This is a genomic window from Candidatus Legionella polyplacis (genome assembly GCF_002776555.1).
In the GTDB taxonomy this organism is placed as follows: Bacteria; Pseudomonadota; Gammaproteobacteria; order Legionellales; family Legionellaceae; genus Legionella_E; species Legionella_E polyplacis.
Genome location: NZ_CP021497.1, coordinates 490,585 through 506,296, shown reverse-complemented (window position 1 = coordinate 506,296; position 15,712 = coordinate 490,585). Strand labels below are relative to the sequence as shown.

The window sequence follows — 15,712 nt, the reverse complement described above, 5'->3', positions numbered from 1 at the left end:
TTTTAAAAATTAATTTCTATTATATAGTTAACATACCACAATTAATTAAAATTAAAACATTTTTTAACTAAATTAATAATCTTTCCTCTTAAAAAATCTATATTAAAATAATTATTAACCATATTAAAAATTACAGATATTATTATACCTAAAAATATAATTATTAACATAAGATTAATCATAGTAATCTTTTTTTTCATCATAACCTCTTTATAAAAAAATTTAAATTATCTTTAATTTTCTATCAATAAATAATAATAATCTTAAATTATATTTAATTTTATTGATTATCAAACTAAATTCTAAAATATATTTAATATATAAATACTAATCTTTATATTAGAACCTATAAGAATAAAATTTTATTAAAATACCCATTTTTAAATTGAATAAAAAATTATTAATTTTTTTATTTAAAAAAATATATTTAATTAATTCTAATAATTTAAAATCAAATATTTTAAAAGTAAACTATTTAAAAAAATAATTTCTTTAAATTTATAATTAAATTTTTATTTGTTTTACATTATCTTCTTCAATTACCTCCCCCAAAAAAAATTTTCCAACTTTTTGAAAACGCTTTATAGAATCTGTAACAAAATAATAAATTTTACTTTTAAATGTATAATCAAAATTAAACAAATTATTTTTTTTAAATACTTTATATAAAGCAAAAGCAGTAGATATTGATGAATCAATTATTTTAATTCTTTTAGGCAAATTTTTTTTTAGTAAAGACTTAAAAACATTAAAATGTGTACAACCTAATAAAATAATATCATTTTGATTGATATTACCTAAATAATATTTAAAAACCTCTCTTACAATAGAATTATCTATCATTCCTTCTTCTGCTAAAGTCACTAAAACATTACATGATTTAGATAAAATAATAGCATGCGGACAATTTTTACGAATATAACGTTGATACAATTTCGAATCAATAGTAGTTCTAGTAGCTAGAATTATTACACGATTATCTTTTATTACTGAAATTATCTTCTTCAAAATAGGATCAATAACTCCGATAACTGGAAATAAATGAGAATATTTATTTTTTAAATAAGATAAAGATACACTGGAAGCAGTATTACATGCAATAACTAATGCTTTAATTTTTTGTTTAATTAAAAAATTAACTGATCTTATAGTATAGTAATGAACTATATTCTTACTTTTTATTCCATAAGGAAATCTAGCTGTGTCGCATATATATATAAATGATTCATGAGATAAAAATTTTTTTAATGAACGTAAAATTGTCAAACCACCAACTCCAGAATCAAAAACACCTATTGGAAGTAAACATTTATCTCTCATAATTACATTGATTAATATAAAAAAACTCTATTATTAATATTAAAAATAAAATACTACTTAGTTTTTAATAACAAACTATGTGTAAAAAAAATAATAAAAGATTTCTGCATTATTTTTTTTCCAAAATATCTTTATTTATCAAACCAAATGCAATTTCTTTAAGAGCAACTACTGTAATCTTATCTTTTTTACATTCTACCAATGGTTTCTCACCATTAATTAAAATATTTCTAGCACGCTTAGTTGCTAGCATTACTAATTCAAAACGATTAGACACGAAATTTAAACAATCTTCTATTGTAACTCTAGCCATAATTCAAATCCTAAAATTTATAGTTAAAAAATATAATAACAACACAAAACAATTTTTTTATTCAAAAAAAAATTAAAAAATATCGAACAACAACATCAAATATTTTTCAGTATATTTTAAATATAAAAAAAGTATTTATCTAATAAATATAAAAAATATATAAAAAATTATTTTCTATAAAGATAATAAAAAAGAAGAAAGTAAATCTTTATTATATATTTTTTGATATGTCATTTTTAATCTATTTGCCAAAATAATAGCATATAATTCTAATATAGTATTATCTAAATCATCATTGATAATTAAATAATCAAATTCTTTTAAATGAATTACATCATTTTTAACATAACGCATTCTCTTATTAACAAAACTACAATCTTTATTTCGATGAAATAATCTATGTTTTAAAACCCTTAAAGATGGAGGTATAATAAAAATAGAAATAGCTTGATTAGGATAAAGATATTTAATTCTTTTAGCACCTTGCCAATTAATTGCCAAAATTAAATCTATACCATTATTAATAAATTTATTAATTTCTTCAAAAGAAATTCCATAGTAATAATTAAATATACGAGCATATTCCAAAAAAAAATTTTTTTTTTTCATTATAAAAAATTGTTTTTTTTCAATAAAAAAATAATCAATACCTTCTTTCTCACCAGGTCTTATTGGTCTAGTAGTATAAGATATAGGGGCACCAATATTATTAACTAAACGAACTATATTTTTTAATAAAGTTGTTTTCCCACCTCCAGATGGAGAAGATAAAATAATAATATTACCTAAAGAAAACTTATTCATATTTTATTCAATATTTTTTATTTGTTCACGTATTTGATCAACACAAACTTTCATCTCCAATCCAAGTTTTATAATTTTAATAAAATCTGATTTCGAAATTAATGTATTAACTTCCCTATAAATTTCCTGCATTAAAAAATCTAAATAACGACTTACAGATGATTTTTCAAATAAAACTTTTTCTATTTCACACAAATGAATTTTAATTCTATCTATTTCCTCATTAATATCTAATCGCATCACCATAAAAGCTACTTCTTGCGAAATACGTAATTGATTTTCCGAATTAATTGAAAATTTTTTAAGATCTAATAATATTTTTTTATGCTTTTTTTCCAATAAAAATGAAGCATTATCTTTGATAAGATCAATATTTTTTTTTAATATTTTTACTCTAGAAATAATACATTCCCTTAAAGCGTTTCCCTCTATTTTTTTTACTTCTAAAAGTTTTATTACAGTTATTTGAAATAACTTTAAAATTCTTCTTATTAAAACTCGATCAAATTCGATATCAATTTGAACAACATTAGGCCAAGTTAAAATCTTACTTAAAGTTAAATCATTTTTTATATTTTCACTAATAGAAATAGAATTTGTAACATTAATTATTTTTTTTACTAATGTAATATCAATATATATTTGTTGTTGTTTATAAAAAAAATTTTTTATTTTCAATAAACATTCTATCTTTCCTCGATTAATTTTTTTTTTTAAAATATTTTTTAATGAATATTCTAAAAACTTAAATTTATCAAACAAAAAGAATGAAACATCAAAATGCCTATAATTTAAAGATTTAATTTCCCAATAAATAATATAATCTTTAAAAATTCTTTGAGATTTTGCAAACGCAGTCATACTGTATATCATAATAAATCTAAAGAAAAAATAATAAAAAACATTAATATTTTTATTAAAAATAATATTTACAATAATAAAAAAGGTAAAACTTCTTTTCTTAATATAATTTTTAATTATATTAACTTGATTTAATATAAATTAATATTCTAAAAATAATAAAATCTAGTCTAATAGTCTTTAATTTTATATCAAAATATTTCTCTATAATCAAGATACTGTAACATACACATACCTAAAAATAAATATTCTTATAAAATTTATAATAAAAATTATTTAATAACGATAATATTTTGATTTATAAGGACCTTCTATTGGAGTATCTATATATTTAGATTGATTATCTGTTAATATTGTCAGCTTTGCACCCACATAATCTAAATGTAATCTAGCTACTTTTTCATCATATATTTTAGGTAATGTATAAATATCATTTTTATAACAACTAAAATTATTAAATAATTCAATCTGTGCTAAGACTTGATTTGTAAAAGATATAGACATAACAAAATTAGGATGACCATTAGAACAACCTAAATTAACTAATCTTCCTTCAGCAAGCAAAATTATATGCTTCCCATTAGGTAATTCAATTAAATCAACTTGAGGCTTAATATTAGTCCAATGATAATTTCTTAAACTATAAACATCAATTTCAAAATCAAAATGACCTATGTTACATAGCACAACATTATCCTTCATATTCATCATATGATCATGTGTAACAACGTGATAATTACCAGTTGCAGTAACAACTATATCAACTTCATTAGAAATATCACAAAGTGTTAATACTTTATATCCATCCATAACAGCTTGCAAAGCACATATAGGGTCAATTTCACTAATATATACAATAGCACCTTGACCGCGAAAAGCCTTAGCACAACCTTTTCCAACATTTCCATAACCTAAAATTAAAACTATTTTTCCAGCAATCATAATATTTAAAGCTTGCTTTAAACCACTTAACAATGATTCTCTGCATCCATATATATTATCAAATTTAGATTTTGTTACAGAATCATTTATATTAAAAGCAGGTATTTTTAATTTTCCTTCTTTAACCATTTTATAAAGTCTATGCGAACCTGTAGTTGTCTCTTCAGAAACACCTAATATTGATTCTAATATTTCAGGACACTTATTATGTACATAAGAAGTTAAATCTCCTCCATCATCAATTAACAAATTTGGTCTCCAGTAATTAGGGCCATATAAAATTTGTTTTATACACCACCAATATTCCTTTTCCGTCTGTCCTTTCCATGCAAAAATAGGAACTCCAGCAACAGCCATTGCAGCAGCAGCATGATCTTGTGTAGAAAAAATGTTACAAGAAGACCACCTTACTTCCGCACCCAAAAATATTAAAGTTTCTATAAGAACAGCAGTTTGCACAGTCATATGTAAACAACCAGAAATTCTAGCCCCTTTTAATGGTTTATTATTATTGAATTCTTTTCTTAAATTCATAAGACCAGGCATTTCCATTCTTGCTATAGAAATTTCTTTCATTCCAAAATTAGCTAAAGCAATATCAAAAACTTTATAATCTATCATTTTTTATGAAATCATAAATTTAAAATTTTAAAAATCAGAATAACTTTAATTAAAATTGATTACTAAATATTTTATTTATTACTAATATTATAAAACAACAAAATATTGTCTTCCTACAACAAAACAATAAATTATCAAATTTTTAATAAAAATATTTATAAAATTTATTAATTAATAACAAAACATTTTATTAAATAAAAAATAATTTTAAAAGTAATACTATATATTTAATGTAATTAAAAATTACTATTAAAACTAATAATGAATATTAAACTAAAATTTCATTTTTTCAAAAAACTTTTTTACACCATCAAACCATGAACTAACACGAGGTGAATTAGCGCCTCCATTATTTTCTAAAGATTCTTGTAAATTTAATAATAAATTTTTTTGCTCTTTAGATAAATTAACAGGAGTTTCTACAATAATTTTACACAATAAATCTCCTATAGTTTTGTTTCTAATCGATCCAACTCCTTTTCCACGAAGACGAAAAATTTTACCAGTTTGCGTTCCTCCTGGTATTTTTAATGTAACTCTTCCTCCTAACGTTGGAACATCTATAGATCCTCCAAGAGCTGCTATTGCATAATTGATAGGAACTTCACAATATAAATTATTCCCCTCTCGTCTAAAGATAGAATGAGGTTTAATTTCTATCTTTATATATAAATCTCCAGACCCACCTCCTTTTAAACCAGCTTCTCCTTCCCCAATTAAACGAATCTGATCTCCGTCATTCACTCCAGAAGGGATTTTTACAGTCAATTTCTTATTTTCTCTAATTCTACCTTGACCAGAACAAGTATAACAAGGATCAACAATTACTTTACCCTCACCATTGCATTTTCTACATGTTTGTTGAATAGAAAAAAAACCTTGTTGCATACGAATCTCTCCAGCACCGTGACAAACATCACATTTTTTTGGATGAGAACCTCTTTTAGAACCTAAACCAAAACATACCTTACATGTAGTAAATCTTGGAATATTAATATTAATCTTTTTTCCAGAAGAAGCTTCTTCTAAAGTTACCTGAACATTAAATTGCAAATCAGAACCTCTATTATCATTCGAATGTTTATTGCTATTTCTACCTCCTGTAAACATAGTTTCGAAAAGATCAAAAACATCCCCAAATCCACTAAAATTACTAGATTTCACAGTAGATTCTACAGAAGGATCTATACCTGCCTGTCCAAACCTATCATACATTGCACGTTTTTCTTTATTAGATAATACTGCATATACTTTTTGAATTTCTTTAAATTTCTCTTCAGCTAATTTATCATTAAGATTCCTATCTGGATGATATTTCATAGCCAATTTTCTATATGCACGTTTTATCTCTAAATCACTTGCATTGCGATCTACACCAAGAATTTCATAATAATCCTGACTTGACATTATTTTATAATACCATTTTACTCTGTACTAAATAGAATTTAATCTAATAAAACTACTTTTCAATATAAAAAGTTCTATTTATTATCATCAGTTTTTTTATCTTCTTTTACTTCCTCAAATTCAGCATCAACAATATTATCTTTATTGGAAGAAGAATTATTTTCCTTAGTATTACTATCTGAAACATTGCTTTTTACATTATTATCAAATGATTTATTACTACCAGATTTTTTTAACATCTGTAAACGATCCATTAAATTACTAGAAATATCTGTTAAAATACGAATTTTATTTTCAATCAATACTTTATCATTTCCTTTTACAGATTCTTTTAAATCATTAATAGCACTTTCCATGCTATTCCTATCTTTTTCAGATAAGTCATTAGAAAACTCTTTTAAAGTTTTCTCACTAGTATGAATAAGAGCATCAGCTCTATTTCTTACTTCAATTATTTCTCTAAATTTCTTATCTTCTTCTGCATGAGATTTAGCATCTTTTATCATATTTTGAACTTCATCTTCACTTAATCCACTTGAAGCTCTTATAATAATTGATTGAGCTTTTCCAGTAGTCTTATCTTTTGCAGATACATTTAATATACCATTTGCATCTATATCAAATGTTACCTCTATTTGAGGTACACCCCTAGGAGCTGGAGGTATGCCAGTCAAATCAAACCTACCTAACGATTTATTTGCTGATGCTTGTTCTCTTTCTCCCTGTAGAATATGTACAGTAACTGCAGTTTGATTATCATCAGCTGTAGAAAATACCTGAGTAGCTTTTGTAGGTATAGTAGTATTTTTTTCAATAACCTTTGTCATAACTCCACCTAAAGTTTCTATACCTAATGACAATGGAGTAACATCCAATAATAAAATATCTTTAACATCTCCAGACAATACTGCTGCTTGAATAGCAGCACCAACAGCAACCGCCTCATCTGGATTTACATCTTTTCTAAGATCTTTTCCAAAAAACTTTTGAACAGTTTTTTGGACTAGTGGCATTCTAGTTTGACCTCCAACTAAAATAACTTCATTAATTTGAGATACACTTAATCCAGCATCTTTCAATGCTACCTCACAAGGTTTTATGGTTCTTTGAACTAAATCTTCCACTAAAGATTCTAATTTAGCTCTAGTTAATTTTATATTTAAATGTTTAGGACCAGAAGAATCTGCTGTTATATATGGTAAATTAACATCAGTTTGTTGAGCTGAAGATAATTCAATCTTAGCTTTTTCTGCAGAATCTTTTAATCTTTGTAAAGCAAGAGAATCATTATTTAAATCAATTCCAGTATCTTTCTTAAATTCTAATACAAGATATTGAATTAAAGCTAAATCAAAATCTTCTCCACCTAAAAACGTATCACCGTTTGTAGCTAATACCTCAAATTGATGTTCACCTTCAACCTCAGCTATTTCTATAATAGAAACATCAAATGTACCACCACCCAAATCATAAACAGCTATAACTACATCTCCCTTTTTTTTATCCATTCCATACGCAAGAGCAGCAGCTGTAGGCTCATTTATAATTCTTTTTACTTCTAATCCAGCAATTCTTCCAGCATCTTTAGTTGCCTGACGTTGAGAATCATTAAAATAGGCAGGAACAGTAATAACAGCTTCTTTAACCTCCTCACCTAAATAATCTTCCGCAGTTTTTTTCATTTTTCTAAGAATTTCTGAAGAAATTTGAGGTGGAGCTAAATCTTTCCCTTTAATTCTAACCCATGCATCTCCATTAGATGCCCTTATTATCTTATAAGGAACCATTTTAATATCTTTTTGCACAATCGGATCATCAAATTTTCTACCAATCAAACGTTTTACTGCAAAAGGAGTATTTTCAGGATTTGTAACAGCCTGTCTTTTAGCTGCATCACCAACCAAAGTTTCTCCATCTGTATAAGCTATAATAGAAGGAGTAGTTCTACGACCCTCACTATTCTCAATTACTTTTGGATCACCTTCCATAACTGCAACACAAGAATTAGTTGTACCCAAATCAATCCCAATAATCTTTGCCATTTTTTAATTACTCCAATGATATAATATTTTATTATTCTATAAATTACCAAAAAACAAAATCCTATCGAAAAACAAACACAAACAATATTTTATTCAGAACCCTAACAAATAATGATAAATCTATATACAGTCATTTTATTTTTCCCTTTATAAACAATTAAACAATTTTAGATTTAGCCACAATTACCCTAGCAGGACGAATAACTCTATCATATAGTTTATAACCTTTTTGAAATACCGATATTACGGTATTATCCATCAATGCTTCACTCTCTTGAATAGACATAGCCTCATGTTCTTCGGGGTTAAACTTTTCTCCTTTTGGAAAAATTTCTACAACACCATGCTTAATTAAAGCATCTAAAAATAATTTTCTAATTAAAATCAACCCTTCATACATAATTTTTGAATCAGAATTTTCACACAATTGCAAAGCTTGATCTAAACTATCTATAACTGGTAAAAAATCTATTAAAATCTTACTAATTCCATAACGATGTGCATCAAAAATATCTCGTTCAGAACGACGCCTAAAATTTTCTAACTCAGCTATAGCTCTAACAGCCCTATCCCAATTTTCATCAGATTTCCTTTTAGCTTCATCTAAATCTTTTTTAATTTTATCAATTTCACTTAAAGTATTTTCATTTTTATCTAAATTTTTAGGTGCAGATTCAAGTTTATCCAAATTTTCAGGCATAATTTTTTCTTGTAAACTATCTACAGAAAAAAATTTATCTTTTCTATCTTCTTTATTCATAAAAGACTCCAGAACATTTAGCTTTTAAATGTGGGGACTTTTAAAAAAAAATCAAGTCTAACTACTTTTTAAAAGTATAAAACTCATATATTATTGATATAATTAAATTAACTTATAACTACACATTAATATATATATGTACATTTTAAAAATAAGAAAACTCTCTATAAAAACTAAAATTGGTATATACGAATGGGAACAAAAAATAAATCAAAATCTAAAATTAGATATTGATATTAAAACTAAATACAAACAACATAATGATCAAATAGATAATGTTATTGATTATACAGAAATAATAAATACAATCAATTCTCACTTAAAAAATAATTCTTTTAAATTAATTGAAACTGTTGCATATTCTACTGCAAAAATAATAAAAAACAAATTTAAATTAAATTCAGTAAAAATCACTGTATGCAAACCACAAACAATAACGAACGCAAAAAATGTATGTGTAACATTAAAATATTAAATAAATTAATATTTTTTTAAAAGAAACAATTAAACTTATAATATATGTTTTTTACATACGTTCTGGAGAAGAAATACCTAATAAATCCAAACCATTTTTTAAAATTTGTCCCACTGACTTAATTAAACATAACCTAGCATTTCTCAATGTATGTTCTTTGCATAATAAAGAAACAGAATTATAGTAACTATGAAGTTTAGAAGATAAATCTAAGAGATAACAAGAAATTCTATGTGGATCATAAAACTTTGATGCACTAACAATAACATCCAGATATTTATTAAGAAAAGATATAATCTCCAATTCCTGAGCTTTATTAAGTAAAGATAAGTTTAATAAACCTGCATCTTTATCAAAACATAATTTACGCTTATTAACTTGCCGAATTACAGAACAAATACGAGCATATGCATATTGAATATAATAAACAGGATTTTCATTAGATCTTAATTTTGCTAAATTTAAATCAAATTCTATATATTGATCAGATTTTCTCATTATATAAAAAAATCGTATTACATCATTCCCTAACTCTTCATATAAATCATGCAAACTAACAGAATAATTATTTCTTTTTGATAATTTAACATATTTTCCATCTCTATAAAGAACCACAAACTGAACTAGCAATACATTTAAAATATCTACATTATAATTAAAAGACTTCATAGCAGACTTTATTCTGCCAACATAACCATGATGATCACAACCAAAAATATTTATGATTTTATCAAATCCTCTATTATATTTATCAATATGATAAGCAATATCCGATGCGAAATATGTAATAGAACCATTGGATCTAATCAAAACTCTATCTTTTTCATCTCCAAATTTAGTTGATTTAAACCATAAAGCACCATTACTAATATAAGTACAATTATTTTTCTTCAATTTTTCTATAATATTTTGAACAACTCCAGAGTTTAATAATTCATATTCGGATATCCAATTATCGTAATAAATTTTAAAATTTGATAAATCTTTCTTGATATTACATATTATAAAAAATAAGGAATTTTTATAAAAAATTTCATAATAAAAATTTCCTAAAACTGTCTTAGTTATTCCAATTAAAAAATCAATATATACTTCTTCTTTTTCATTTTCTATTATTTTTTTAGATAACCACTTATCCTTAATTTTATTCCAAGAATATTTAAATTTTAATCCATATTCTTTGTATATATAATTAGCAATATTTTTTACATATTCGTTACGATAAATACCAATTGGAAAAGTAACATGCTCTCCAACTAAATTTAAATATATTAACCAAATACTTAATAATAAAATATCTACTTGCTTTCCAAAATCATTTATATAATATTCTTTAATTACACGATAACCTAATAACTCAAATAAATTAGATAATATAGAACCAAAAACTGCTATTCTACCATGACCAACATGTAATGGTCCTGTAGGATTAGCTGAAACAAATTCAATAAGTATTTTTTTTCCATCACCTAAAGAAAGTTTTCCATAATTTTCTGATTGTTCTAAAATTTTTTTAATTATATTAAATTTTTCATTATAAGAAATAAAAAAATTAATAAAACCTGGATAAGCTATCTCAATAGTTTTAATGATTATATGTTTTGGTAATAAAACCACCATATGTTTAGCAACATACATAGGATTTTTTTTTGCAACTTTTGCAATAACTAAAGATATATTTGTAAAAAAATCACCAAATTTCTTATTTTTAGTATAATCTACCTTAAAATTATTAATAACTTTATTAAAAATAAAATTTGAATAATTCATTTTTTTAAAAGCATCAACTATCAGTGATTTAATTATAAATTTCATAATCTATTTAATACAAATTCTTATCAAATAAAATTAATTAATAAAAAAATATCGCTATTATTTTAAATAAAAACTAACTATAATATAAAAATATATAAATATATTTTATTATAATTTTTCTTTTACGAAATATAAAACAAAAATTTCTTTACTTTTTAAATACAAATCAACTAAATTATAACAACAAAATATTAAGCACATTATATTTTATCCAACTCTAATAGTGAAAAATCAGAAACTTCAAAAAATAACTTTTGTGATTTTTTAATTAAAGCTAATCTATTCAAATAGATTATATTGTTATTATTTACAATTCTTACATGATTTAAAAGATTGTTTAAAAGTTTCCCTAATTCTATTAAATACTTTAAAAGTAATTCACATTTCTTATTATAGATAAAACCTTTAATTTTCTTTTCAAAAAAAGTTAAAAACCTAAATAAACTAAATTCAAAATTACTGTTAAAAAACGATTCATTAATTACAAAATTATCAAATTTAATTTTCGGCATTTTAAATAAACAATTATTAATACGTTTACAAACCGATATTAAAAAACTGCACTCTTTCTTAAAATCAAAAAAATATTTTAATATTTCAATTTTATTATTAATCTCATAAAAACAATACTTACCAGAAACAAATACAGATTTTAATAAAGATTTATTAACACCATTCTTATAATGATAATATTTAAAACGATCAAAAACAAAATCATTAATTTTATTAATAATATTAATATTATCAAAATCAATAAAATTGTAACGAATATAATTATCATATGCTAAATTAATAAGAAAAGATAAATTAAACGGATAAGAAATATTTAAAAGTAATCGAACTAAAGATAAAGCATATCTTCTTAATTTAAAAGGATCTTTAGATTTTTTAGGTTCCCCATATTTTAAAAATATACCTACAAATGTATCTAAACAATCAGCTAATGATAAAGCTATTCCAATTCTTGACATAGGCAATATGTCATTAGAAAAACGAGGAAAATATTGTTCTTTTAATGCTATAGCTACAGACATTTTTTCCTTATTATAAATAGCGTAATAATATCCAATAAATCCTTGTAATTTAGGAAATGCACACACCATTTCAGTTAATAAATCACACTTAGATAGCTTAATAGCCCTAATAACATCATCAATATTTAAACTTAATGGATTTACTAATGCGGTTTTTATAATGCACTTTATACGATAAATTTTTTCTTTCATTGAACCTAATTTTTCTTGAAAAATTATATTATTTAAATCTTTATATCTACTAATCAATGAATATTTTTTATCTTCATTAAAAAATAAATTAGCATCATTAAGTTTAAAATAAACAGATTTTTCATTATCTTTAATCACTTTATCAAAATTATTACTAACAATATTAGTAACAATTATAAAATATGGAATTAAACAAAATTGAGAATCTTGCAATGCAAAACATCTTTGATGTACCTCTAAAACTTCTATAATTACTTCCTTTGGTAAAGTTAAAAACTTTTTGGAAAATCTTCCTAATAAAACTCTTGGCCATTCAACCATAGAAATTACTTCATTAATTAAATTTTCCGAAAAAATAACATGAACATTATGATTTTTTTCTATTTTTTTTATTTCATCCAAAACATATTTTTTTCTTATAAAAAAATTTGGAATAACATAATATTTATTTAACAACTCTTTATAAAGACTAGGATTATCAATATAAATTTTCGATTTCATAAAAAACTTATTACCATAAGTAATACGTTCCGACTTTAATCCATAAATCATAAAATCGATAATATCTTTTCCTAATAAACATACTAACCAACGTACAGGTCTGATAAACATAACATTACTTAAATTCCAACGCATAAACTTAAAAAAAGACAAAGAAAAAAAAGATTTTGATATTAATTCAGATAACAAATTTTTTAATTTTTTTTTATTTAAAAAAGTATAATATGCTACATATTTTTTATCATTATGATAACTAATAATAATATCTTTTAAAGATAAATCATTATTTTTAATAAAATTTAATAAAATATCTGTTGGATTTCCTAATTTATCATAAGACAAACTATATAATGGTCCAAATCGTAATAAACTATTATTAATTACTTTTTTTTCTACTTTAATATTTTCTATACATATAGCTATTCTTCTTGAAGATAAAAATATTTCTTTGTCTTCATATAAAATATTAAAAGATTTCATACCATCTAAAATTTTTTTAAAAAATATTTCAGAAAAAACTAATAACTCTTTCGATGGCAACTCTTCACAACCCAATTCAAATAAAAAATCAACTCCCATAAAATTTCCTTATTTTTTTAAAGGAAAACCTAAACTTTTACGCTGAACAAAATAAATATTTGCTATTAAAGTTGATAATTTTCTAATTTTAAAAATATAATTTTGTCTTTCATTAACAGAAAATATTTTTCTAGCTTCTAATAAATTAAACAAATGAGAAGCTTTTATTACCATCTCATATGCAGGAATAATTAAACCTATAGAAATTAATTTATTAGCCTCATTTTGATAAAACTCAAAATTTTTCAATAAATTATCAGTATTAACTAATTTAAAATTATATAAAGACATTTCAACTTCATTTTGATAAAATATTTCTTTATAACTGATTATTCCTCCTTGTTTTGTTTTTGTCCAAGGAATATCAAAAATATTATCTACATCTAATATTAACATAGAAATACGTTCTAATCCATATGTTAGCTCAATAGATATAGGATCACAAGTCAATCCACCCATTTGTTGAAAATACGTAAATTGCGAAATTTCTAATCCATTTTGCCGAATTTCCCAACCAACTCCACAAGCTCCCAATGTAGGAGATTCCCAATTATCTTCTATAAATTGAATATCATTAATTGATAAATCAATATTTAAATATTTAAGCGAATCAAAATACATTTCTTGTACATTATCTGGAGAAGGTTTGATAATAACTTGAAATTGATAATAATATTGAAGACGATTACAACTATTTCCGTATCTACCATCTAAAGGTCTTCTAGACGGTTGAAAAAAAGACACAAACCAAGGTTCTGGTCCAATCGTACGAAAAAATGAAGCAGGATGAAATGTACCTGCTCCGACTTCCATATCTAAAGGTTGTAGAAGTAAACAACCATTATTTATCCAAAATTCCTGCAATTTTATAAAAATATCTTGAAAAGTAACTATACTACTCATAAACATACAAAAAACAATAAAAAATAATTATAATAATCAGTCATTTTTTTTATGATTAAAATATTAATACATAAAAAACACTACAAAATAAAAAAAATACAACCTCCTCTTAAATTAATAATCTAATTTATTAGTTTTTCCATATATAATCCATATTTACATAGCGATCATATTTACTACTAAATATACTTAATTTCTTGCAATATCATAAATATATGAAATATTAATAAAACAAAAAATAATTTTTTTATATAAATTATATTAAAGAAAATTTTTCAATTAACTTCTGTAAAATATTTTCACTAACAAATCCAGGAATAAATACAGGAATATGTTTTGAGTCAAATTTTAACTTTCCAAATGAAGTCGTTGATGCGATGATAAAAGCTGGAGTTCCCATTAGATGTAACTTATCAGCTAAATTTCTATTTATGTTTAAATTCTTAGATATAGAAACATTTCTTATATCCTTCCTCAACTGAAATAAATCTATTCCAGACAATCTAGCAATATTTACAATCATTCTACCATTTAATTTCCCATGAAAATCCATCAATGTATCATGAATATTTTTGTACCTTCCTTGAAAAGAAGAAGCCAATGAAATTCTAGAAGCAAAATTAGAAATCTTACCAAATATAGGAAATTCCTTATAAACAACTTTTAAATTATGATTTTTACTAATTAACGAATTAATTATCTTATTCATCTTTTTACAATGAACACACTGATAATCAAAAAACTCAACTAATGTTACAGTACCATTAGGATTTCCAACAGTACTTAAATCATCTACAAATAACTGATTAGAATATTTTTTAATAGAATCTTGAATTCTTTTTTGAAAAAGTTCTTGTTGTTTTTGCTGAAGTATTTGAGATACCTCTAAAAGTATCTCTGGATGAGATAATAAATAATTTTTTACTATTAATTCTATATCCTGTTTTTTAACATCTGTAACTTCTGCAAAACTACTATTAATAAACTGTGCATTAACAAATGGAAATACAAATATAGAAAAAAACCAAGTAAAAATAGCAAAAAATCTTTTCATAAAATTTTCCCTTATTTATTTTATTTATTTAATTCATTAACTAAATATATAATATATATTGTAACACATAACACTGATTTAATCACAAA

14 protein-coding genes are annotated in these 15,712 nt (G+C 23.4%); 1 reads left to right on the top strand and 13 read right to left on the bottom strand.

All coding sequences use genetic code 11. From position 1 onward, the window contains the following. Positions 1–41: 41 nt before the first annotated feature. From CCU22_RS02600 to grpE, 9 genes are all read right to left on the bottom strand, one after another. Entirely contained in the window at positions 42–203 is a 162-nt protein-coding gene (locus tag CCU22_RS02600) for a hypothetical protein (protein WP_158521327.1), read from the bottom strand. A 301-nt stretch (positions 204–504) separates the two neighbouring features. Beyond that, entirely contained in the window at positions 505–1,320 is an 816-nt protein-coding gene (murI, locus tag CCU22_RS02490) for a glutamate racemase (protein ID WP_100114998.1), read from the bottom strand. Positions 1,321–1,429: 109 nt separating this feature from the next. After that, on the bottom strand, positions 1,430–1,633 hold the full coding sequence (gene rpoZ, locus CCU22_RS02485) for a DNA-directed RNA polymerase subunit omega (RefSeq protein ID WP_100114997.1): 204 nt from the start codon (positions 1,631–1,633) through the stop codon (positions 1,430–1,432). Positions 1,634–1,807: 174 nt separating this feature from the next. Beyond that, a complete protein-coding gene (gene gmk / locus CCU22_RS02480) occupies positions 1,808–2,437 on the bottom strand; it encodes a guanylate kinase (RefSeq protein WP_100114996.1) in 630 nt (209 codons plus the stop codon). Between the two features lie 3 nt (positions 2,438–2,440). Then, positions 2,441–3,298, bottom strand: coding sequence for a YicC/YloC family endoribonuclease (locus tag CCU22_RS02475; protein WP_158521326.1), 858 nt, complete (start codon positions 3,296–3,298; stop codon positions 2,441–2,443). A gap of 276 nt (positions 3,299–3,574) precedes the next feature. Beyond that, complete coding sequence (gene ahcY / locus CCU22_RS02470; RefSeq protein ID WP_100114994.1) at positions 3,575–4,861, bottom strand: adenosylhomocysteinase; 1,287 nt, start codon at positions 4,859–4,861, stop codon at positions 3,575–3,577. A gap of 273 nt (positions 4,862–5,134) precedes the next feature. Next, positions 5,135–6,268 carry a molecular chaperone DnaJ gene (gene dnaJ / locus CCU22_RS02465; protein ID WP_100114993.1) on the bottom strand — a complete coding sequence of 378 codons (1,134 nt, stop codon included), beginning with the start codon at positions 6,266–6,268 and terminating at the stop codon, positions 5,135–5,137. A 74-nt stretch (positions 6,269–6,342) separates the two neighbouring features. Further along, a complete protein-coding gene (gene dnaK / locus CCU22_RS02460; protein WP_100114992.1) occupies positions 6,343–8,310 on the bottom strand; it encodes a molecular chaperone DnaK in 1,968 nt (655 codons plus the stop codon). 157 nt (positions 8,311–8,467) lie between these two features. Further along, positions 8,468–9,070, bottom strand: a complete 603-nt coding sequence (grpE, locus tag CCU22_RS02455) for a nucleotide exchange factor GrpE (RefSeq protein ID WP_100114991.1) — start codon at positions 9,068–9,070, stop codon at positions 8,468–8,470. Between the two features lie 136 nt (positions 9,071–9,206). Between grpE and CCU22_RS02450 the strand changes: the two genes are divergently transcribed. Further along, the gene (locus CCU22_RS02450) at positions 9,207–9,545 is read left to right on the top strand and encodes a dihydroneopterin aldolase (protein WP_100114990.1); all 339 of its coding nucleotides are present in this window, start codon (positions 9,207–9,209) and stop codon (positions 9,543–9,545) included. 51 nt (positions 9,546–9,596) lie between these two features. Here CCU22_RS02450 and argS read toward each other — a convergent pair whose 3' ends face one another. The 4 genes from argS to CCU22_RS02430 all read right to left on the bottom strand — a co-directional run bounded on the left by argS (position 9,597) and on the right by CCU22_RS02430 (position 15,623). Next, on the bottom strand, positions 9,597–11,360 hold the full coding sequence (argS, locus tag CCU22_RS02445; protein WP_100114989.1) for an arginine--tRNA ligase: 1,764 nt from the start codon (positions 11,358–11,360) through the stop codon (positions 9,597–9,599). Positions 11,361–11,560: 200 nt separating this feature from the next. Then, positions 11,561–13,666, bottom strand: a complete 2,106-nt coding sequence (glyS, locus tag CCU22_RS02440; RefSeq protein ID WP_100114988.1) for a glycine--tRNA ligase subunit beta — start codon at positions 13,664–13,666, stop codon at positions 11,561–11,563. Between the two features lie 9 nt (positions 13,667–13,675). Next, complete coding sequence (glyQ, locus tag CCU22_RS02435; RefSeq protein WP_100115048.1) at positions 13,676–14,569, bottom strand: glycine--tRNA ligase subunit alpha; 894 nt, start codon at positions 14,567–14,569, stop codon at positions 13,676–13,678. A 256-nt stretch (positions 14,570–14,825) separates the two neighbouring features. After that, a complete protein-coding gene (locus CCU22_RS02430; protein ID WP_100114987.1) occupies positions 14,826–15,623 on the bottom strand; it encodes a DsbA family protein in 798 nt (265 codons plus the stop codon). Positions 15,624–15,712: the final 89 nt, after the last annotated feature.

What these genes read in the sequence shown, in the direction of transcription:
- CCU22_RS02600 (WP_158521327.1), bottom strand. Translation starts at nt 203, where the DNA reads ATGATGAAAAAAAAGATTACTATGATTAATCTTATGTTAATAATTATA.
- murI (WP_100114998.1), bottom strand. Translation starts at nt 1,320, where the DNA reads ATGAGAGATAAATGTTTACTTCCAATAGGTGTTTTTGATTCTGGAGTT.
- rpoZ (WP_100114997.1), bottom strand. Translation starts at nt 1,633, where the DNA reads ATGGCTAGAGTTACAATAGAAGATTGTTTAAATTTCGTGTCTAATCGT.
- gmk (WP_100114996.1), bottom strand. Translation starts at nt 2,437, where the DNA reads ATGAATAAGTTTTCTTTAGGTAATATTATTATTTTATCTTCTCCATCT.
- CCU22_RS02475 (WP_158521326.1), bottom strand. Translation starts at nt 3,298, where the DNA reads ATGACTGCGTTTGCAAAATCTCAAAGAATTTTTAAAGATTATATTATT.
- ahcY (WP_100114994.1), bottom strand. Translation starts at nt 4,861, where the DNA reads ATGATAGATTATAAAGTTTTTGATATTGCTTTAGCTAATTTTGGAATG.
- dnaJ (WP_100114993.1), bottom strand. Translation starts at nt 6,268, where the DNA reads ATGTCAAGTCAGGATTATTATGAAATTCTTGGTGTAGATCGCAATGCA.
- dnaK (WP_100114992.1), bottom strand. Translation starts at nt 8,310, where the DNA reads ATGGCAAAGATTATTGGGATTGATTTGGGTACAACTAATTCTTGTGTT.
- grpE (WP_100114991.1), bottom strand. Translation starts at nt 9,070, where the DNA reads ATGAATAAAGAAGATAGAAAAGATAAATTTTTTTCTGTAGATAGTTTA.
- CCU22_RS02450 (WP_100114990.1), top strand. Translation starts at nt 9,207, where the DNA reads ATGTACATTTTAAAAATAAGAAAACTCTCTATAAAAACTAAAATTGGT.
- argS (WP_100114989.1), bottom strand. Translation starts at nt 11,360, where the DNA reads ATGAAATTTATAATTAAATCACTGATAGTTGATGCTTTTAAAAAAATG.
- glyS (WP_100114988.1), bottom strand. Translation starts at nt 13,666, where the DNA reads ATGGGAGTTGATTTTTTATTTGAATTGGGTTGTGAAGAGTTGCCATCG.
- glyQ (WP_100115048.1), bottom strand. Translation starts at nt 14,569, where the DNA reads ATGAGTAGTATAGTTACTTTTCAAGATATTTTTATAAAATTGCAGGAA.
- CCU22_RS02430 (WP_100114987.1), bottom strand. Translation starts at nt 15,623, where the DNA reads ATGAAAAGATTTTTTGCTATTTTTACTTGGTTTTTTTCTATATTTGTA.